Here is a 21,752-nt window from a genome sequence, read left to right on the forward strand (position 1 = left end):
TTTAATCTATTGATGCTATGGGCTGTTGCAATGTCATTTAGCAAGTCTGACACGAACATGTAGGTGCCACATGCACATTCATTTAATGTTGCGTATTCTAAATGACCAATACACTATGCCGCAACGAAAAATTCCTATTTAACAGACCTTCACTGACTAAGTTACAGTCAGACATATCAATGAACAAATTATTCAGTCCCTACCATCTGCTGATCATTAAGACAAAGCTTTATATAATCTGCTCAACTAATACGTCAAACTTTATCCAATACAAGCACATTCATACTATATATAAACTGTTAAACTAATCGCTTCAGCTTTATCGCTTCCACTTTTACTTTATTCTTCCCACATGACAGACTTTTTCTATCAGGAACAAAACTGGCAGTCACAACTGAGTGACTTGATCACAAATCCGCAGGAATTATTACAACAACTGAAACTCTCACCTGAGCAGCTACTTTCTGGCGCAATTCTGGCATCAGAACAATTCAAGTTACGGGTACCACGTGCTTTTGTTGGCAAAATGCAGGCTGGCAATCCACTTGACCCCCTGTTACTGCAAGTCCTGCCACATCATCTGGAACTGGAAGAGCATCCGGGTTTTGTTACCGACCCTTTGGGTGAAGAACAGGCTAACCAGCAGCCAGGTGTCCTGCATAAATATAAGTCGCGTTTTCTGCTGACCCTGACCGGAGCCTGTGCCGTACATTGCCGATATTGCTTTAGACGTCACTTTCCTTATCAAGAAAATTTACCTAAGAATGAAGATTGGGAAAATATTAAAAGCTATCTGCAAAGCCAGCCGGATATTAATGAAGTGATCCTGAGTGGTGGTGATCCACTCACTCTTTCTAACCGGAAATTAAAACTCTGGATTGAACGTCTGGAAACTTTAACTCAACTTAAATTCTTAAGAATACATTCACGAGTTCCGATTGTAATCCCAAGCCGAATCGATGACGAGCTGACAAGCATGTTAAAAAACAGTAGGCTACGTATTATTCTGGTGGTACACTCAAATCATGCATCTGAGCTGGATGATTACACCTGTAGCAAACTGAATCAGTTGGTTCAGCAACAGATTACCGTACTTAATCAGGCAGTGTTACTCAAAGGAGTAAATGATACTGCACCAGTTTTGGTCGATTTAAGTTATCGCTTGTTTGAAGCTGGAGTGATGCCGTATTATTTACATGTACTTGATAAAGTAAAAGGGGCGCATCATTTTGATTTGTCACCTAAGCATATAAACGAGATTTATACAGAAGTTTTAGCGAACTTACCCGGGTATTTGGTACCTAAACTTGTTCGGGAAATTGCGGGCGAAAAAAATAAGACACCGCTTTTTGGGGTTTCAACATTTTGAGTTAAATAATAAATGAGTAAACATAATTCAGATATTTTTCAAACGCCGACGGAACTTAAACTGGATCAACTGAGCTTTTGTCCAGCCAATGTAAAAGCCTTGCAGGAATGGGTTGCAGGAATTTCGATCCTGCAACTGGGGACATCCTCCAAGTCACTGTTCAGTGCCCTACTGGAAATGTCTGAACTGAAGTGCTCTGAAACCCTGCGGTTTGACCTGATTCAGGTACTGCATCCGACTCTTGAAAATGTACTGACCAGCCTGGAAAAACACTTCGTCAATCAAGGCCTGATTACTACTGACCGTAATGACCAGATTATTGAACTGGCAATGCTGCTGCGTAGTCATTTTGCCAAGGCCTATATTGATATTGCCAAGCGCTGTAATCATGAGCTGAATCACAGCAGTTTTTCTTTATTTAAACTGGGAAAAAAGAAAAGTCTGACCACGGCACGTATGGTTTCGATTTACTATGCTTTGCAACAGCTCAGCCTGCTGCTGTATCAACAGCATATGCTGTATGGCAAGCCAGTGATGGGCCAATGGCTTGCAGCTCATCAGCTACTTGAAATTGCAATGCAAAATAATTTCCATCAGAGCAATATCAATCAGGTCCTGGGTACTCAGCATGAGCTACAGAATATTTCGAATGCGTATGCACAGCTGATCCTGCTGGAAATCTTTAATACTCATCAAATCCGACCGGCAGAAATTCAGGGACTGTATCTTTGCAGTTTTGACTGGGCCAAACTGGTTCAGGTTTTACCTAAAGAAACTACCCTGTCCCGCTATGCAGTCGATAGCAGCAAAGACTTGCCACCGGTATATAACTCGCGTCTGAATGACCATTTCAAGCCGAGCATATTTATTGCTACTCAGAACCTGATGGAACATCTGGCAGGTACACAAACCAAAAATGCCCAGTATCTGTCGCGTAATGAAAAATTGTTCCTCACGCCAGCACTACATTTCCATATCTATAACCTGTTGACCACCACCATGGAACGTCGTCATGAGCGTTATGAATACTCAGCGCATATCAATATTTGTTTTGGTTTGTCGGCTGCACATTTCTACCTGTCTCAAGGCAAAAACTTCCATGAAACCCTAGATGTTGAAGGCGGCTATAACTTCCAGAGTGAAAGTAGCTTTGTCAGCGCTTCAGAAAATACTGTACCAGGTTCATTTAGTCATATCAAAGCCTTAGATCGTGAAGCCAAGCAGATTCACCATGCCGAAGTGCTGGACATCAGCGTCAATGGTTACCGGATTAAGTGGACCGGCTTTACCCCATCGAATCTGAAAACCGGCGAATTTATTCTGGTTCAGGAAAATGCCCAAAGCCAATGGCGTGGTGGTGTGATCCGCTGGATCAAACAGTCAACAGAAAAAAGTCTGGAACTAGGCTTGGAAATTCTGGCGCAAGACCTGTTCCCATGTGCAGTTTATGCACGGACCGACCGTCATCTAAAAAATTATCAGCCAGCTTTACTAGTACAGACAACCCAACTGGATCAGATTTCGAATAGTATTATTGTGTCAGGTGTACAGATGTTTAGGGAAAAACAGACGATTCACCTGCGTGTTGATGGTCGTGAAATAAAAATCTATCTGACCAAAGCACAGCTGATCACACAAAGCTTTATTCGATTTGACTATGAATTATTGAATGATCAGGAAGAACAGATCATTAAAGGCTTTATTCACAAGCAAATGAATGAAATCAATAATCACGATTTATGGGAAGCATTGAAGTGAGAAATCCATTATTGTCTAAAAAGTTAAAACGTACGGAAACACGTTTACTGATTATTGATGATAATCAAATTAGATTTAACCAGATTCGTGATCTGTTGACCGCCAATGAATATCAGGTGGATGCAGTTCTACTGGATGACCTGCAGAACTTTGAAAAGCAGTTGAATTTCAACTGGGACCTGATTATCTTTGGCCGTGCGTATGACCTGAAATATGAACAGGCACTCAGTCTGGTACGCCTATCGAAACAGCCAAACTTGCCGATTCTGCTGCTTAAACCTGATGACTATCAGGCTAATCAATATACCGGTTATATCCAGAAAGGTGTGTATGACATTTTGAATCTGGAATATCCAGAACGCTTTTACCTCGGTCTGGTACGTGCCCTGTCTTTCAGCCGTCTGACCCAGTCGCAGCAACATTTAATAGAAGAGCTGGAAACAGCACAAACTCAGGCACAATTACTGGTTGAGGACAGTAACAAAGCGGTAGCCACCATTCAGGAAGGCATTCACATTCAGGCCAATGAAGATTACCTGAAACTGTTTGGCCTGAATTCTGAAGATGACATTATCGGTTTGCCTTTACTGGATCTGTTACAACCACAAGATCTAAACGAATTTAAGACCCGTTTTAAGAAAATTTCCCAAGGTCAGTTCGAGCTGGGTGGTTTTGAAATTCATTCAACCAATCCAAAGATTGCTGCAGTCAACCCCCTCAAGCTTGAGTTCCTGGCATCTACCAGTGAAGAAGATGCTTTACAGCTAACGATTGATACTGCGAAGACTCAATCTGCTACAACAACTGAAAAAGCAGCAGTCAAGCCAAGTACGTTACAATTACTAAAACGTGAGCTGAACCGTGAGCCTGCCAATGCCAATGCATTAATCACCTTCTCTCTTGCTGCTTATGAGCCTCAAATTCTCAATGCAGATTGGGCGATCTACACAGGCTACTTCCATGAAGTTAAGAACTTCCTGAAAGAACAGGTTCGTGTATCGCTGTTTAAACTTGAACATGATGTCCTGGTCGGTGTCATTCAGGCCGATTCTCAGGAAATTCTGGAATCTAAACTGATTGGGTTAGCTGCATTAACCAAACCGCAGTTGATTACAGTCAATCAGCAGACCTGCTCTCTGAACTTACGCATCGGTTATACCAAACTCGACGGTGAACTACATGATGAGGCACAGCTGGATCAGCATATTGCTCGTGCCTTCTCTACACCATTACCTCAAGCACAACAGTCTTCCGAATTTGTGCTGGATATTCCATCGGATATGCTTGCACCTGCAGAAGCTGTTCCAAGTCTGGAATTCAGTATTGCCGAACCAGCTGCAGCCCAGTCAGCCTCTAGTCCAGTATCTGCACCAGTTCCAACGCCTGTAACACCAGCTACGGCGGCAGCACCAGTAGCGATGCCAGGTTCAATCCTGCATGCACTGCGTCAATGCCTGGAGCGTGGCGAAATCCATCTGAAATATCAGCAGCTGTATGACAAGGAAGATAGCAACCTGTATACCTATGAGGTTACCAGCGGTTTTATTTTTGAAAATAAATGGCAGGATATTTCCGCATTGCTGGAACTGCGTGAAGATGATGAACTTTCAATCAAGCTAGATCGCTGGATTCTGGTCGAGTCTTGCAAGCAACTGCATAACTTTATCACCCAATATCCTGAAGCCAGCTTGATCGTAAACCTGAATCGTGCCGTGCTCTTCAAAGACCGTAGTTTTCCTGAGTTTATCTCCAAGCTGATTACGATTATTCGCAGTAAATTAAAGCATCCTCTCACTTTACAATTTGCTGAAGAGGATCTGATTCTGAACCGCGAGGATGCGCAGAAATATATCCGTATTCTGCGTGACCATGGCGCAGAGATTGCGATTCGTGAATTCGGCAATTCGATGTATAGTGAGACCTTGCTCCGTGAAATGGATGTAAATGCCTTAACGATCCATCCACAGCTCACTGCGCAATTGAATTCCAATACCGAGGAACTTCAGGAAAAAATCACTGGATACCTGGAAATCAAACCGGTTTATCTCCTGTTACGTGAACTGAATGACATGACTTCTTTTGCTAATGCTTGGAATGTCGATGCACGCTTCATTCAGGGTGATTACTTCCAGAAAAAACTGGATCATCTGATTGATGTACAGGAGCGCTAAGCGCCTGTACCACACCTGAATATTGTGAATTCACAAATTTCAGGCACAAAAAAACGGGCAAATTGCCCGTTTTTTTTCATTTTGGGTATTAACGTTTAACAGAACGTGACATACCAGCAAAACGTTGTTTGAACTTGTCGATACGACCGCCAGTGTCAACGTTCTTTTGCTTACCAGTGTAGAATGGGTGGCAAGCTGAACATACGTCTAGGTAAAGCGTTTCTTTACCAACAGCTGAACGAGTTTCGATTACGTTACCACATGAACAAGTAGCAACTAGTTTTTCATATTTTGGGTGAATATCGGCGCGCATGGTCGATTCTCCATAAAGATCAAGAAGGTTTTGCTGTCATCGCAATTGATCACTCTCAGAAACTGAGGAAAGGCCAGAATCAAATTCAGGCAGATCAACACCACAACAGACCATTCTTTTGGCCCACCGAGACGGATACCGTCAGAGCTAAGCACAACAAGTTGGGCAATATTATACGTGAAACAAATTTAATAAGCGAATTATTCTTCAGTTTTAACTTCAACCTGTTTGGACCACATATTGGCAACAATGCCGCAAACCATCAGCTGAATTTGATGGAAAATCATGATCGGCAATACAATCATGCCAATTGGCTGACCAATAAACAGGATTTGTGCCATCGGCACGCCGCTGGCTAAAGTTTTCTTGGAACCACAGAAAAAAATAGTTTTTTGATCCGCTTTATCAAAACCAATCCAGCGCGGCACAAACAGGGCCAGCAGCATCACCAAAATCAGTAAGACTGAGCAGGCAATAATGAGCAGTAATAAAGTCGATAAGCTTACTTGATGCCACAGCCCTGCCACAACGGCACTACTAAATGCGCCGTAAACCACCATGAGAATCGAACCCTGATCAAAAAACTTAACGATTTCTGGCATTTTCTTCATTTGTGGAAATACCCAAGGACGCAGAATTTGCCCAAGGATAAACGGCACCAGAAGCAGTAAAGTGATCTGCATAATGGATGAGGTGGGATCAAAACCATGTTGTGACTGACCCAAAATAAAAAAGGCTACTAATACCGGGGTAATAAACATACCGACAATATTGGAAAATGAGGCACTACACACCGCACCGGCGACATTCCCCTGTGCCACTGAAGTAAAGGCTATCGAAGACTGTACTGTTGATGGCAGGAAGCACATAAACAGGAAGCCCCAGTACAGTTCCTGACCTAATAACGGAACCAGGATCGGCTTGGCCAACAGACCAATTATAGGAAACAGTGCAAAAGTAAATGCGAACACCAAGGTATGTAGTTTCCAGTGCATCAATCCTTCAACTACGGCCTCACGTGATAACTTGGCACCATGCAGAAAGAATAAGATAGCAATGGCAACCGTGGTAATAGATGAAAAGACTTCAGCCGCCTGTCCTGATACCGGAACAAAACTGGCAAGTATCACCATTATAAAAAGCAGTATAGTAAAACGGTCCAATGCCAATAACTTAAGCATATCCTTTCATCCCTTAAATTTTATTGTTTGATATAAAAATGCCCGGCTATCTTAACAGATACCGGGCCCAGGCTATGCACTCAGATTGATGTAATCTTTTCATCTCTACATGAATACATTTCACATATCACACTTAGTTATTACGTGCATTATGGTCCTGCTGAATCAGTTCAATTTTATAACCATCTGGATCTTCAACAAATGCAATAACGGTTACACCGCCTTTCATTGGACCTGCTTCACGAACCACCTTGCCACCACGTGCCTTGATTTCTTCACAGGCTTTATAGGCATCATCGACTGCAATCGCAATATGGCCATAAGCATTGCCAAGTTCATAACTGTCTGTATCCCAGTTATGTGTCAGCTCGAGCACGGTATGGTTCTCTTCATCACCATAACCTACAAATGCCAGAGTGAAACGACCTTCTTCATAATCACGCTTACGAAGTAAAGTCATACCAAGCACCTCAGTATAGAACTTTAGTGACTGTTCCAGATTGCCTACACGTAACATGGTATGCAGCATGCGCATATTATTCATCCTTATTGCCAGATTGTTGTTGGTGTTCACCGAGTAATTTTCCAACCCAGACCACTAAAATGAGAATCGGAATTCCGATCAATGTAGTCATCAGGAAGAAGTTCGGATAACCGATATTGGTGACTATAGTACCTGAATATCCCCCTAAAATCTTAGGGGTTAGTGTCATAAGTGAGCTAAAAATCGCATATTGGACTGCAGTGAAAGATACGCTGGTCAAGCTGGATAAGAAGGCAATAAATGCTGCACCTGCCAGACCGGCAGCCAGGTTGTCGACGATAATCGCAAAATACAGCCAGGCATAGCTATATGGCTTGATCACCTTGCCTGTCACTTCAATATCAGTATTACGATTCACATCCACAGGAACCAGTGGCTGGATATCGACATCAAGCATCTTGGTATTTTTAGCATCATTGCTCGTCTGATAGACATGTGTCACTTGCTGAACAGCTCGCTCATCCTCCATTAGTACCGCACTGATTAAATGCGCTGGCGCAGATTTCAGTTTTTCTGCTGGAATAGCTGTACTAAACACCCCCTGTTCTTCCAGCTTGGCTTCAAAACGCTCATCATTCAGCTCATAAATGATCTTCTGATTATCTTGTAAAGCTTCACCGACATATTGACCACGAACCACAATACTCCCTTCTTCATTAGCATGAAGGGTATTGTCGCTGGTAATTGGTAAAACCTGCAGCTGTGCATTACCTGAAGTCTGCAGCAAATATGGCATGGACAGGCTAACTGGACTATCAGTCGTATTAGCATTGGCATAAGCCGCCTGAACCTGAATCTGCTTGGCATCAGCGAGTACCTGTACGGGTACTTTCACTTTCCAGTAACCAACTTCATCCGTGTCTGCCTGATAGCGTTGCTGTCCAACCTGAATATCTACCGGATTTAGCTGTTGCCCGGATTTAACCAAACCAATAAAGATCAGATTGGTAGAACAGGCCAGAATGGCACCGACAAACATCAGCTTCATGATATTCATCTTCTGGGCCAATAATCCTCCCAGGAAACCACCTAAGAGGGAAAAGATCACCCCATAGACCTTCACTGCTTCAGCAATCTGCTCCTTGCTAAAGTTCATGTCCTGATAGAACACATTAGAAATCACACCAGCAATAATGTCTGAAACACGATAAAAACCAATCAGCAATAACAGGACCAAAGCCAGTTTTAGGCCATAGCGCTTGAAGAAATCTGCAACCGGATTGACCCAGGTTTCATAGGCCATTTCCCGGTTCACCGCACCCAGTTTCACCAAGGCGGCACCCACACCGAATGCGACTGCACCAGATCCGATAAAACGCAAAGATTCAAAAGTAAATAATGCAAAGGTATCCTGAATGGCAAACTGTTCAGTCAACATGCTCACCAGGTTACCTGAATATACATAGCTCAATACAAAGCTAATGACCGCGACAAAAAACACCCCGACCAGGCGGAAATAATCACTGCGTATATAGGTTTTTCGTACACGATCGACCTGCGGTTCACGGATTGAAAGCGTCGTGATAATCCCCACCAACATCACCGCAGCCATGGCTAGATAGGTCCACTTCCAGGCATCATAAATATAGTTACCTTTTGCGGTACCTAGGTAAGCGGCAAGGAACAATGCACCCGCACCAGCGACAATCATACCAATACGGTAGCCTGCGTTATAAGTTGCAGCCAGCACGGTCTGCATCTGAGTTTCTGCCAGTTCAATACGGTAGGCATCAATCACAATATCCTGAGTTGCTGCGGAAAAGCCAAGCAAGACTGCACCAAGCGCCATCTGCTGAAGATGTAGTTGTCCTAAAGCCGGATCTGAAAAAGCCATAATACAGATCGCGCAAACAATCAGAATTTGGGCGATCAGCAACCAGGCACGACGTCGACCTAAAGCCTTAGTCAGGAATGGCACTGGTAGTTCATCAATCAGTGGTGCCCAGACAAACTTAAAGGAATAACCCAAGGCAGCCCAGCTAAAGAAAGTTACAGCACTTTTACTAATACCCGCTTCACCGAGCCAGAGAGACAGACTTGAAAAAATCAGGAGAATCGGGACACCCGCTGAGAAACCCAGAAACAGCATGATCAGCGCACGCCGGTCCAAGAAGGCTGTAAAGGCGGATTTCCAACCCGTCGTTTGTGTTGTCATTGCTTTATTATTTTCCGCAAAAAACCAGTAGTTGCTATTCAATCCTTTAATACAGGATCTTTCAACAAGATTTACCATTTTCTCTGCATAGATCATTTTATTTTTTTACGCCAAAAGCGACATGTTGGCTTGAATTTTCCGGCTAATTCTGTATACCTTAAATCATTAATGCACTATTTCGTTTTGGACATCAACAGTGACCCAGAGACTCGATCAAATTCATTCTTCAATAACCGCCAATACGATTAACACTACCCTAACTGCACAACAAAACCATGCTGAACTATTAAAGACAGCATTTGAACAAAGCGAAATACAACCTACTCTTGAAAAAACCCGCTTGCAGCCCACGCAACTGACACATATTCCAAAACTGGATAAAATTCCGGCGTCGACCAAGCGTATTAAACCATTAAATAATTTTCTTGGTCAGGATCGTGCACGTGCCTCAGTTGAAGCCGGGATTGCCCTGCCATATTCAGGCTATAACATTTTTGCTGTCGGAACCGCAGGTCTTGGCAAGCGCACCATGGTCAAACGTCTGCTACAGCAACATGCCAAAACAGTAGCAACACCAAATGACTGGGTTTATGTTAATAATTTCCAGAATTCCCGCCAGCCGATTGCATTGCAGTTTCCTGCAGGTCAAGGTCCTAAATTCCAGACGATGCTGCATCAAAGCTGGCAAACCATTCTTAAACAGCTGGAACGTCGTTTTACTGCGGAAACCTATTACAACCGTATTGAGATGATCCGTCAGCAAACCGGTGATGAACAGCAGCAAGCGCTGATTGAACTGACCCGTGAAGGTGAAGAATTCGATTTAAAGCTGATCTCTCGCAATGATGAGCACTGTTTTGTACCGGTTCATCTCAAAGATGACAAGTTACAGGAAATGACACAAGATGATCTGAATGCACTGAGCAATAAAGATCGTGCTGAAATTGCATCCAACATGCGTTACATGGATAAAAAACTGGAACGCCTAGGCCTGCACCTCGGTGATCTGGAAGATGATGCCCGTGACCGTGTACAGGTACTCAACCGTGAGATTGCCAAACAGGTGGTTGTACCGCGTGTTGAACAGATGCTGGCTAAATTTAAAGATGTAGAAGGCCTGGATAAATATCTGAAATTCTATGCGGAAGACATCATTAATAATGTCGAGATTGTGCTGGAACAGGAAGAAGATGACTTTACTCCTGGCCTGTTCAGTCGTGTGCCGTCCCGTTATCAGGCCAATGTCATTGTGACATATAAGCCAAACAGCGGTGCGCCGGTAATCTTTGAAGATTTCCCAACCCATTACAACCTGCTCGGTCATGTAGAACAGTTAACCCAGAACGGTACGATTACCACTGACTTCACCTTGATCCGTCCAGGCTCAATGCATCGTGCCAATGGCGGCTTCCTGATGATTGAAGCTGAGCAACTCTTAGAACAACCGTATGCATGGCAAGGCCTAAAACGTGCATTGAAATCTGGTCAGCTGAAACTGTCTTCTCTGGAACATATGCTAACGCTAACGGGCAGTATTTCGATCGAGCCAGCGGCGATTCCACTTGATATCAAGATCGTGTTACTAGCTGAACCAGAAATCTATTATGAAATTCTGGAGCTCGAACCTGAGCTGGGCAGTATCTTTAAAATCCGTGCTGACTTTACAGATACATTACAACGTAATGACGAAAATGAGCAGGCTTATATGCAGCTCATTGCAGATTACGTTCAGGCAGACAAACTGTTGCCTTTTGACCGTTCTGCCTTGGCTGCCTTATTGACTGATTCAAGCCGTCAGGCTGAAGACCAAAGCTCCTTGTCATTACATGCGCTGACTTTGGGTGATTTGATTCGTGAAGCGCATCATCATGCCTTTAAAGCTGATGACAAAATGGTTTCAGAAAAACACATCAATACTGCCCTGGATCATCGCAAATATCGCTTAGGCTATTTACGTGAGCTATATTGGCAAGATCTGTCTCGTGGTACCCAGCTGATTGAGACACGTGGTCACCGTCTTGGTCAGATCAATGCCCTTTCTGTCATTCACTATGCGGACGTGGAATTTGGTTTACCTTCACGTTTAACTGCATCGGTCTATCAAGGTGGTGGTGACATTCTGGATATCGAGCGCAGCGTGGAACTCGGTGGTTCACTACATGCCAAAGGCGTATTGCTGATGGCATCTTTCCTGAAAGCGCATTTCGGTCGTGAACAAACCCTGCACTTCTCTGCAGCTCTGGCGTTTGAACAAAGTTACGGTCAGGTGGATGGTGACAGTGCTACTGTAGCTGAACTCTCTGCATTAATCTCAGCCATTAGCCAGCTGCCAATTGACCAGTCTTGGGCGATTACCGGTTCCATGAACCAGCTCGGTCAGGTACAGCCAATTGGTGGGGTAAATGCCAAGATTGAAGGTTTCTTCGATGCCTGCAAATTGCAAGGCTTGACTGGCAAGCAAGGTGTGATTATTCCACGTCAAAACATGCAGCATCTGATGCTGCGTAAAGATGTAATTGCAGCAGTTGAAGCAGGTCAGTTCCATATTCATGCGATTGATACCATCGATCAAGCACTGGAAATTCTAATGGCACGTCCGGTTGGTACCTTGGACAAGAAAGGCCGTTACAGCAAGCATTCGATTTATGCTGCGGTGATGGAACAACTGGATTACTGGCAAGCTATTGAAGATGGTGCCGAGCTTGAGGAAGAAGAGCCAAAGAAAAAGAAAAAAAAGAAGAAAAAGAAAAAAGACAAAGCACCAGTAAAGGATATTCAGGCAGATCCAGATGCGCTTGCAGCAGCACTTGCGGCTGAATCAAAAGAACTGGAAAAATCTGAAACCTCTGAGAATAAGGCAGAAAACTAATCCTGCCCCTTTCCATTTTAAGTGTTAAATTTCAGTCATAAAAAAGCGCTTCTCTGGAAGCGCTTTTTAACATCTGCAAGTCTAATAAATCTATTAAGCTTCAGGTGCCGGGCTGTATTGTTCAACTAAAGACTTTAATTCACCTTTCTGGAACATATCGAGCATGATATCGCTACCACCGATCAATTCACCATTGATCCACAATTGTGGGAAAGTCGGCCAGTTCGCAATAACTGGAAGAGTTGCGCGAATGTCTGGGTTTTCCAGGATATTCACATAAGCAAATGGACGACCAATTTGACTGAGTGCTTCAACCGCACGAGCAGAGAAACCACATTGTGGGAATTGTGGTGTGCCTTTCATATAAAGAAGTACTGCGTGTTTGGCAATTTGGTCACGAATTAACGCTTCTGTATCGCGTGCTTGTTCAGTCATTGATATATCCTCAATAAATCTGCTTCGCATTATACTCAAAATGAACTAAAACAGTATGTCTAAAACAATATTTCATGTTTTATTTACAATTCAGCTTTTATTCTGTTTGAGATTTTGCTTATATAGGTCCTGTCGTTATGTCTATATATGGCATCTATGACTTCAATTTTCAATCCACCTAACAGATAAGAGTTAGTCATGAAGAACATTACCCTTGCTCCTGTGCAAACTGATCAACCTTCACACTTGATGCCGGTATTCGGCCGTCAGCCGATCAGTTTTGTCCGAGGACAAGGTGCTTATCTTTATACTGAAGATGGTACTGAGTATCTAGATGCTCTGACCGGTATTGCAGTATGTGGGCTGGGGCATACCCACCCGGTACTTGCTGAAGCAATTGCTGAACAGGCCGCAACCCTGATTCACACCAGCAACCTGTTTGAAGTACCATGGCAGACTGCTGCTGCACAAAAACTGGCTGAAGTTTCAGGCATGGAAGAAATTTTCTTCTCGAATAGCGGGGCAGAATCCAATGAAGGTGCAATCAAGATTGCACGTAAATTTGGCCATATGCAAGGCATCGCTTCACCAAAAATCATTGTGGCTGACCACTCTTTCCACGGTCGTACTTTGGCTACCCTCTCGGCGACAGGTAACAAAAAAGTTCAGGAAGGTTTTGGACCGCTGGTTGAAGGCTTTATCCGCGTACCATTTGGTGATATCGAAACGATTCAGGAGGCAGCAATTAATCACCCTGACATCGTAGCTGTTTTCGTTGAACCGATTCAAGGTGAAGGCGGTGTCAATACTGCACCACAAGGCTTCAGCTACCTGGAAGAAATCCGTCAACTGTGCAACCAGCATAACTGGCTGATGATGTTGGATGAAGTTCAGACAGGTAATGGCCGTACCGGTAAATACTTTGCATATCAGCATACCAATATTGTTCCAGATGTACTGACCACTGCAAAAGGTCTGGGTAATGGTTTTCCGATTGGTGCGGTGATGACCCAAGGACGTGGTGTTGGTGTTTTAACTGCCGGGAACCATGGTTCAACTTACAGCGGTACAGCATTAGGTTCACGCATTGTTTATACCATCCTTGATATTATGCAAAAAGAAAATATCGTGGCGAATGCAGCTGAAAAAGGTGCTTATATCGTTGAGCAACTCCGTAGCCAGCTTGGTGATCAGCATGTCACTGTTCGTGGTTTTGGCCTGATGATTGGTATTGAATTGCCAAAAGCATGTGGCGAACTGGTAGATATCGCGCGTGATGAATATAAAACTATTATCAACGTAACTGCAGGCAATGTGGTACGTCTGCTGCCTACCCTAAACATTACTCAGGAACAGGCCGATCAACTGATTGAACGTCTGGTTAAAATGATTAAAGCATATCTGGCTTAATTTCTTAAAAGCCAGAAACATAAAAAGCCGCATCAAGCGGCTTTTTTAATTCTTTGCAGTTTATGATGCGATTTGCAACAAACGTCCGCCAGACAACTGACCAAAATATTGTTTCAAGGTATCAAGACAACGGAGAATTTTTATAGGTTGTTGTTCACGTTTTGGCATGACTGCATATAGCGTAAATGGTTGTAATTTCCACTCAGGCAGGACTTCAATCAAAGAGCCGTTTATTAAATCTTTTTGTACATCCAGATATGACATGCGGGCAATGGTATTGCCATGCAGACACATCGACTTCGCCACAATACTGTTATTGGTGTTTAGTCGTGAGCTCAGTTCAAGTTCAACTTTTTGGGCTGTATTGACATGCTGGAAATAAAATTGTTGATGATTGTTCAAATGACTGAGTGACAAAATGTCATGTTGCTTCAGATCATCCGGCTGTGTAATTAAAACAGATTGATTGATGTAGCTGGGTGCTGTTACCAGAATCTGTTCAATCTGAATAAGTGGAACGACTTCAACATTGCTATCGTCAATGACTTGATCAAGGCGCAGTTCAATATCAACACGACCATCCTTCAGGTCAAGCGGTTGATCTTGTGTTTCAAACTGCACTGTCAAACCACGGTGCGCAGACATCCAGTGCGACAATGCCGGAATCACATGCATTGAACACAGTTCTGCAGTTGCAACGATACGCAGATCACCAACCAGATCATCACGTAGCTCATTGATACGGACTTTGCCACGTTCAGCAGCGGATAACATTTCCTGGCAGCTATAGAAAAAAGCCTGGCCTGCTTCAGTCAAACTCAATTTTCGTGTGGAACGGTTCAGGAGAATCACTTCCATGTCCTGCTCCAGCGATCGAATCTGCTGGCTTACGGCACTGGTAGTAATACCCAGTTCACGTGCAGCACCGCTAAACGAGTTTTTCTCTACAACACAAGCAAATACGCCCATTGCTCGAAGTTGATCTAACATAAATTCCCCTCTAAACTTATGAGGTGCTTCATCCTTTGATAAAAGCAACTCATTGTATTATACGGTGAAATTTAGCATTTTCACCTTTTTATTCAACTATTCGGTAAAACGGATGCAGGATTCACCGGTTTTCCATCCAAACGTACCTGGAATTCAAGCATGGTACGGGTTGTACCACTTGAACCCATTTCTGCAATCTTCTGGCCTGCGGTTACATTTTGACCACTTTTCACGTTAAGTTTACTGTTATGTGCATACGCAGTGATGTAGCCATTAATATGTTTGACCAGCACCAGATTGCCATATTCTTTTAGACCGTCAGCAGCATACACCACTTGACCATCAGCAGCGGCAAATACCGGATCACCAACATTACCTGCGTAACGTATGCCCTTAATATTTGAAGCCAGATTGTATTGCTGCAATACTGCACCATTCGATGGTTTTACCCAACGTAATCCGGATGATGGTACAGTCGTCACAGGAGCAGGTGTAGTGACTTTTGGTGTTAATGATGGTGTCGTTTTAACACTGGTCTGCGCTGGAGTTACCGGCGTTGGAGCCACGACAGTTTTACGCTGGATAGGTACTGAAGTATCAACGACTTGAGTAGTCGTACTGCGTTTGGTATTTTTCAAACGGATCGATTGACCGACATAAATACGATATGGCTCAGGAATGTCATTCATTTCCGCGACACTGATATAGCTCAGACCATAGCGTGCTGCAATGCCACTTAAAGTGTCACCTGAACGAACCGTATAAAAATCAGGTGCTGCAGCATAACGTGCGGAATTATTAATATAAGGTTTGGTTGCACACCCAGTTACGATAACTGCTGAAACCACTGCTGTTGTGAGTACTAACGTTTTAATCAGGCCTGTAGGCAAAGCAATAAAGCGTTTCGGTGACACCAGGAACATTATCTTCCTCTCTAACATCTATACGGTTTAAAAAACTCGATTAGATTAGCAAAAAAACACAGCAAATAAGGTTGCAATGTCCATCTATTCACAAAGTTATAACATTAGTTAGATTTTATTTAAAATCTGACCCTGTAATTCGTGAAGTACGTCATAGTTTGTAGCATCCATCTGGATTGGCGTCACACTGACATAACCATTGGCGATGGCAAAAAAGTCTGACTCAATTTCAGTTCCTTGATGCTTTGGCATTGCAACTGCTTCACCAGATAGACCAATCCAGTAAACCTGACGGCCACGCGGATCCACATGACTGCTAATGGGTTTAGACTGGCTACGGCGACCTTGGAAGGTCACTTTGGTTCCTTTTAGCTCAGCGATATCCGGAATATTGACATTAAAGATCTGACGCTCAGGCAATGCTGGCAAACCTGCTGCAATAAAGTCATGAACCCATTGCGCTGCAACACGATAATCTTCTGGTGAGGTATAAGCACGCACGTTTTGCCCACACAAAGAAATAGCCAGTGCAGGATGTTTTGCTAGACGACCTTCAAATGCTGCCCCCACTGTGCCTGAATACAATACATCATCCCCCAGATTGGCACCGCTATTAATGCCACTCACCACAAGATCGAATTCGACATCAAACAAACCATTCATGGCCAGATAAACACAGTCTGCCGGAGTACCATTTACTGCCCAAACATCTGGAGCAATCTGAATCGGTCGCAATGGACGGTCAAGGGTTAATGCACTGGAAAATCCGCTACGTTCGCTTTCAGGTGCAACAACCACTACACGGCCTAAGGCTTTTAAGCTCTGCGCTAGTGCTTGTATGCCCGGAGCAAATACGCCATCATCATTTGATATCAATATATTCACAGCAAAATCCCGTTCGTCCCAAAAAATGACTGGTTGGGACATTTGTTTGTATTAGCCACGGAATTATATATATTTATCGTTCAACATCCATCTTTAATATATGTGGTTCATGATGATTAAAAATACGGTTGCTGTAGCCGCACTGGCTTTTGCTCTGACTGCTGGCCTGAGCTCTCCTGCTTTTTCAGCTGAAAATTTATCTGCTGAGGTTGATTTGACTATTAAGGAAGACCTGGCTTCAGTTCAAGTGCTCACTGAAGTTTGTCCGGGGATTGTGGGTAAAAATGCCAAATTTGAGCAGAACACTCAACAGCTGATTAAACAATACTTATCCGATTATTCTGATAAATCTATGACTTATGACAAGATCCAGCAGGACAAGGAATATCAGTCAGCACTTCAAGAAGCACGCCAGGAAGCAAAGCAAACCGCTAAAGATGAACATCAGGCAGTGTGTAATGACCTGATCACCCAACAAATCTAACTCAGACTTTCTGACAGGATGATGCAGCGCCATCATCCTGTTTATATAACGATTTTCTCCATTATTTTACGGCTTCCTTACATTTTTAATCTTTTCATTCCTTCAAAATTAGTTAATCTAAGCCCATCTTAATTTTTAATTTGAGCTTTTGATTTTCAATGAAAAATTTATTCATTAAAGCCTTTGGCATTTTTACTCTTTCAACTTTCAGCATTTTGACTACACAAAGTTTTGCAGCCGATACCAATATTGAAGTCACTCCAATTCAAGAAGTGACTCAGCATGAGCTTGCGGCCATTTATGTACTTTCAGAAATTTGCCCAGGTATGGTGAAAGACCAGAATAAATTTAAAGCGGGTTATAGTCAGCTGGTCAGTGAATATATGCCTGGTCAAAAGAACCCGGTAGAAGCCTTGAATCAGCTTAGCAAAAACACAAAATTCCAGCCGATCCTGAAAGAAGCACAACAGGATGCGCAGAAAGCAGGTCAGCAGAAAAATCAAGCGATTTGTACAGAACTCACCACTTATAGCAAATCCTGATTTTTTTCTGCCGCCATGCTTACAATACTTTTGAAATAAGCCACTGCAAACCGTAGAAGTCCGCCTAGCTTTGTCCTAAAATGCTAGGCTCTTCGTGCTTACATCAAGATATTGGAACCTACTAGAAATGACCCAAAAAACTGCTCTTGCTGCATTATTATTAATTCCTAGTTTTAGCTTTGCAGCAACTGTCCTATCTGCACCACCAGAATTGAATAATAAATCTTATGTGCTAATGGACTACGAAACAGGGCAAATTCTCGCATCTAAAAATGAAAATGAAAAACTAGCCCCTGCTTCAATGACTAAAATGATGACCAGCTACATCATTGAACAGAAGTTATTAAGCGGTGAACTGACTGAAGATGAACAGGTTCGTATGAACGAATCGGCATGGTGTCGAGGTAGTAGCTCTGAATCATGTATGTATGTTCCGCTAAACGGCACGGCGACAGCACTTGAGATGCTGCGCGGTATCATCATCCAGTCAGGTAACGATGCTTCCAAAGCAATGGCAGAACATATTGCAGGTAACGAGGGTACCTTCGCACATATGATGAACCAGGAAGCAAAACGTATCGGCATGAGCAATACCAGCTTTGTAAACTCAACCGGTATGCCTGCGGAAGGTCACTATTCGACTGCCAAAGATATGGCCATGCTGGCACAGCACATCATTAAAGACAGTTCAAAGTACTACCCGATTTATTCTGAAAAAGAATTTACTTTTAACGGAATCAAGCAAGGCAACCGTAATGCCCTGCTGTATACAGATCCAAGTGTGGATGGTTTGAAAACAGGTCATACCAATGAAGCGGGTTACTGCTTAACGACTTCTGCGAAACGTGGTCCAATGCGTTTGATCTCTGTGATCTTCGGTGCGCCATCTATGCAGGATCGTGCAACACATACACGTGAACTTTTGGCATGGGGCTTTGCAAACTATGAAACTAAAAATGTTCAGGCCGGCAGACAAGTCTTAGCCAAGTCTAAAGTGTGGTTTGGTAAGGAAAATGAAGTTCAAATCGGCCTTGCTGAAAACTTCAATGTGACCATGCCAAAAGGCAAAGCGAATGAGATTAAAACGCAAATCGTAGTTCAACCTAAATTGACTGCACCTTTAAAACAAGGTCAAGTGGTAGGTAAATACGTTGCTTCTCTTGACGGTAAAGTGATTGCTGAAAAACCGCTTGTTGCACTAAAAGCTGTAGAAGAAGCTGGTTTCTTTGCGCGTATGCTGGATCATATCAAACAGTTCTTCAGTAACTTATTCTAAGTTTAAACAGACTGTTTTAGCCTTAGACTAAGACCAAAGCACTCATTCAGATGGGTGCTTTTTATTTTATACTTTGCACATGACGCTTAAACTTTTAATGAACAGATCCCTATGAGTCAAAATATACGTTCTTATTTAGACATGATCCCACAGATTGATGAATCTTGTTATATCGATCCTATGGGGATTGTGGTTGGCGATGTGGTTTTGGCTGAGAATGTCTCGGTTTGGCCTTTTGCCGTAATTCGTGGTGATGTCAATCATATCCGGATTGGCAAGAATTCCAATGTGCAGGATCATGCCATGTTGCATGTCAGTCATAAGAAAGCCGATAAGCCAGAAGGTTCGCCACTGATCATTGGTGAAGATGTCACCATTGGTCATCATGTAAAATTACATGGCTGCACCATTGGCAATCGCGTTTTGGTCGGTATTGGCACGATTATTTTAGATGATGTGATTGTTGAAGATGAGGTGATGATTGGTGCGGGTTCACTTGTTCCGCCAAATAAAGTTTTGGAAAGTGGTTACTTGTATGTAGGAAGCCCTGTGAAAAAAGTGCGTCCACTTACCGACAAAGAAAAAGCTTTTTTGCCGTATTCAGCACAGAATTATGTGAATGTTTCAGGCAACTATAAATAAACTTTAGACAATTTCATTTGTCGAAAGCTTAAATCTTCTGTATGTTCATTTAAAAAATAATTCAAAGAATAAAAACCATGAAACATACAGAAGATCATCATTGCCCGGATCGCAATGAACTATTAAATCAGACCAGAATTAATATTCGACAGTACGGCGTACAAATCATTTCGATCACTCATACCGATTATTCCCCGCCTTTTAGCTATAGCATTGGTTTGTATGAAAGATTCCAGCATCCAGAAATTATCTGTTTTGGACTCACTGCTAAACTTAGTCAGACTATTCTGAATCATGTGACTGAGGCCGTTCAAAAAGGTCAACGCATCCAGCTCAGTAACACGTATCCGAATGTATTTTTTAAAGAAAGCCGCTGTAAGTTTCTAAAAGTTGATCGCAGAAATATCGGTGACTATTTTGGGATTGCGCAAAGCTATTACCAAGATGAAGCGTTTCCAGCCTTACAATTAGTCTGGACAGATCGGAATGATAAATTTCCTTGGGAAGATGGCTTCGAGGAAGTTTTTGAATTTGATCAGCCCCTGCTGGATCGCAATGCCGAGTTTAAATTCCGCGAACCACGAAATTTAGGCATTTATACGACTAGGCAATGGCTGGAACTGGAGCAGCCAATTGTTACCGTATTGCATGAACGCAATGGTGACTGGCAATTTTTGACAGCAGAACCCTTGGCTGAGGAGGATTATATACTGGTTGGATTAGAGCACATCCTCCAACGCGATCCAACCTTAAATGAAGTATTCGACCTGCAATATGGACAGGCAGCTGACCGGAAATTTATCGGGGATGAATGGGTGTTTACAGCACTAGAGGATAATGATCAACTCGCTGGTTAAAGTAGTGAGTTTAAGATGATATTCAACTCTCTTTAAACACCTAATATTTCATTTAAAAAAATTAAATACCGGGAGTTTTATAGCAATATCACTTCATGAATATCAGAATGGCCACTTCATTTCGATTAGCCATTTTTTAAATTACGGAACAATCAGATAATCGTTCTTAAAGCTGTTCGCTTCAAATTCCCCTTCGATCAAATGTATAAATTTCTGATCAATCTGGTTTAACTCTAAACAGTCATCGACATCAATCACTGCATCGGTATGTAGTTTATACCAGCCTTTTTCCATTGCCAGTTTACCTTGGGCTTTAGCTTCTGTCTTGTTTTTGGCAGCTACCACCAGATATTTATGTATTTCCCCAAACTGGTCTGGGATATAAGCACCGAGATTGATCATAAACAGCTTTAAACTGTTATTTACAGGCAAATCACTAATCTGGACCTGATAATTTACTCCTTGATAACTCACGCCATTGATTTTCATCCAGCCATCGACATGCAGGCCTTTTTGCAAGCCAAACCATTGTTGTTTTAAATAAGGATACGCGGATTCAATATCTGAACTGATGACCGGAATTACATCATGTACTTCTACATTGGCTTTTTCATGTTTACCGCCCAGTAAGGTGATGTAGAAGTGCAGTTCAGACATAGGAGATTCCTTTAAATAGTAGAATAATAAAGTAAAGATCCATAGTTTAAATTAATTCGATTTCATTAGTTATGAAGTATTCTCTACCCCAACTTACGAATAAAATGATATTTTCCCTTGTTTTATGAAGGGTTAGGTAAATATTTTTAAGAGATATCAATAAAGTTCTATTTCGTATAACAGCGATTATATTAAATGGATTCACTTTTGATGTTATACAATTACCTAGATTTCAAAATAAGTACTATGACATGTTGTAGTATTAATTTAGATCGGCTTTGTTGCACAAAG

The 21,752-nt window shown here is 42.6% G+C and carries 19 protein-coding genes; 10 read left to right on the top strand and 9 right to left on the bottom strand.

Going from position 1 to position 21,752, the window contains the following annotated elements:
• Positions 1–352 precede the first annotated feature (352 nt).
• From epmB to BK820_RS07020, 3 genes are read left to right on the top strand one after another with little or no spacing between them, the layout of a single operon-like run.
• Positions 353–1,369 (top strand): EF-P beta-lysylation protein EpmB, encoded by a 1,017-nt coding sequence (gene epmB / locus BK820_RS07010; RefSeq protein ID WP_004810440.1) that lies wholly within the window; start codon positions 353–355, stop codon positions 1,367–1,369.
• A gap of 12 nt (positions 1,370–1,381) precedes the next feature.
• Complete coding sequence (locus tag BK820_RS07015) at positions 1,382–3,127, top strand: cyclic-di-GMP receptor FimW-related protein (protein WP_071320506.1); 1,746 nt, start codon at positions 1,382–1,384, stop codon at positions 3,125–3,127.
• Positions 3,109–5,298, top strand: a complete 2,190-nt coding sequence (locus BK820_RS07020; RefSeq protein ID WP_071320507.1) for an EAL domain-containing protein — start codon at positions 3,109–3,111, stop codon at positions 5,296–5,298. Before BK820_RS07015 ends, BK820_RS07020 begins: the two co-directional genes overlap by 19 nt.
• Positions 5,299–5,386: 88 nt before the next feature.
• Here BK820_RS07020 and rpmE read toward each other — a convergent pair whose 3' ends face one another.
• The 4 genes from rpmE to BK820_RS07040 form a co-directional block, all read right to left on the bottom strand.
• Positions 5,387–5,611 (bottom strand): 50S ribosomal protein L31, encoded by a 225-nt coding sequence (rpmE, locus tag BK820_RS07025; protein WP_004782616.1) that lies wholly within the window; start codon positions 5,609–5,611, stop codon positions 5,387–5,389.
• 200 nt (positions 5,612–5,811) lie between these two features.
• Complete coding sequence (locus tag BK820_RS07030; protein WP_071320508.1) at positions 5,812–6,792, bottom strand: bile acid:sodium symporter family protein; 981 nt, start codon at positions 6,790–6,792, stop codon at positions 5,812–5,814.
• Positions 6,793–6,925: 133 nt separating this feature from the next.
• On the bottom strand, positions 6,926–7,327 hold the full coding sequence (gene gloA, locus BK820_RS07035; RefSeq protein WP_004810451.1) for a lactoylglutathione lyase: 402 nt from the start codon (positions 7,325–7,327) through the stop codon (positions 6,926–6,928).
• Position 7,328: 1 nt separating this feature from the next.
• A complete protein-coding gene (locus tag BK820_RS07040) occupies positions 7,329–9,491 on the bottom strand; it encodes an AmpG family muropeptide MFS transporter (RefSeq protein WP_071320516.1) in 2,163 nt (720 codons plus the stop codon).
• 196 nt (positions 9,492–9,687) lie between these two features.
• On the opposite strand from BK820_RS07040, the gene BK820_RS07045 reads away from it, so the two are divergent.
• Entirely contained in the window at positions 9,688–12,360 is a 2,673-nt protein-coding gene (locus BK820_RS07045) for a Lon protease family protein (protein WP_071320509.1), read from the top strand.
• Positions 12,361–12,453: 93 nt separating this feature from the next.
• Here the strand turns inward: BK820_RS07045 and grxD are convergent, their stop codons facing one another.
• Positions 12,454–12,795: a Grx4 family monothiol glutaredoxin gene (gene grxD / locus BK820_RS07050; RefSeq protein ID WP_004810457.1), complete on the bottom strand. Its 342-nt coding sequence runs from the start codon at positions 12,793–12,795 to the stop codon at positions 12,454–12,456.
• A gap of 198 nt (positions 12,796–12,993) precedes the next feature.
• On the opposite strand from grxD, the gene BK820_RS07055 reads away from it, so the two are divergent.
• Positions 12,994–14,205: an aspartate aminotransferase family protein gene (locus BK820_RS07055; RefSeq protein WP_071320510.1), complete on the top strand. Its 1,212-nt coding sequence runs from the start codon at positions 12,994–12,996 to the stop codon at positions 14,203–14,205.
• Positions 14,206–14,265: 60 nt separating this feature from the next.
• Here the strand turns inward: BK820_RS07055 and BK820_RS07060 are convergent, their stop codons facing one another.
• The 3 genes from BK820_RS07060 to surE all read right to left on the bottom strand — a co-directional run bounded on the left by BK820_RS07060 (position 14,266) and on the right by surE (position 17,003).
• On the bottom strand, positions 14,266–15,195 hold the full coding sequence (locus BK820_RS07060) for a LysR family transcriptional regulator (RefSeq protein WP_004810460.1): 930 nt from the start codon (positions 15,193–15,195) through the stop codon (positions 14,266–14,268).
• Positions 15,196–15,287: 92 nt separating this feature from the next.
• Positions 15,288–16,118 carry a peptidoglycan DD-metalloendopeptidase family protein gene (locus BK820_RS07065; RefSeq protein WP_071320511.1) on the bottom strand — a complete coding sequence of 277 codons (831 nt, stop codon included), beginning with the start codon at positions 16,116–16,118 and terminating at the stop codon, positions 15,288–15,290.
• A gap of 108 nt (positions 16,119–16,226) precedes the next feature.
• Positions 16,227–17,003 (bottom strand): 5'/3'-nucleotidase SurE, encoded by a 777-nt coding sequence (gene surE / locus BK820_RS07070; protein WP_008306600.1) that lies wholly within the window; start codon positions 17,001–17,003, stop codon positions 16,227–16,229.
• A 109-nt stretch (positions 17,004–17,112) separates the two neighbouring features.
• Here surE and BK820_RS07075 point away from each other — a divergent pair, with 109 nt between their 5' ends.
• The 5 genes from BK820_RS07075 (at position 17,113) to BK820_RS07095 (ending at position 20,804) form a co-directional block, all read left to right on the top strand.
• Entirely contained in the window at positions 17,113–17,487 is a 375-nt protein-coding gene (locus BK820_RS07075; protein WP_004894072.1) for an MCR_0457 family protein, read from the top strand.
• A gap of 158 nt (positions 17,488–17,645) precedes the next feature.
• Positions 17,646–18,029 carry an MCR_0457 family protein gene (locus BK820_RS07080; protein ID WP_004810468.1) on the top strand — a complete coding sequence of 128 codons (384 nt, stop codon included), beginning with the start codon at positions 17,646–17,648 and terminating at the stop codon, positions 18,027–18,029.
• Positions 18,030–18,156: 127 nt separating this feature from the next.
• Positions 18,157–19,305, top strand: coding sequence for a D-alanyl-D-alanine carboxypeptidase PBP5/6 (gene dacC / locus BK820_RS07085; RefSeq protein ID WP_048882109.1), 1,149 nt, complete (start codon positions 18,157–18,159; stop codon positions 19,303–19,305).
• A gap of 111 nt (positions 19,306–19,416) precedes the next feature.
• Complete coding sequence (locus tag BK820_RS07090; RefSeq protein WP_071320512.1) at positions 19,417–19,947, top strand: gamma carbonic anhydrase family protein; 531 nt, start codon at positions 19,417–19,419, stop codon at positions 19,945–19,947.
• 77 nt (positions 19,948–20,024) lie between these two features.
• The gene (locus tag BK820_RS07095) at positions 20,025–20,804 is read left to right on the top strand and encodes a DUF4262 domain-containing protein (RefSeq protein WP_071320513.1); all 780 of its coding nucleotides are present in this window, start codon (positions 20,025–20,027) and stop codon (positions 20,802–20,804) included.
• Positions 20,805–20,945: 141 nt separating this feature from the next.
• Here the strand turns inward: BK820_RS07095 and BK820_RS07100 are convergent, their stop codons facing one another.
• Positions 20,946–21,461, bottom strand: a complete 516-nt coding sequence (locus tag BK820_RS07100) for a DUF1543 domain-containing protein (RefSeq protein ID WP_071320514.1) — start codon at positions 21,459–21,461, stop codon at positions 20,946–20,948.
• Between the last annotated feature and the right edge of the window lie 291 nt (positions 21,462–21,752).

The organism is Acinetobacter sp. LCT-H3, from assembly GCF_001866125.1.
In the GTDB taxonomy this organism is placed as follows: domain Bacteria; phylum Pseudomonadota; class Gammaproteobacteria; order Pseudomonadales; family Moraxellaceae; genus Acinetobacter; species Acinetobacter schindleri.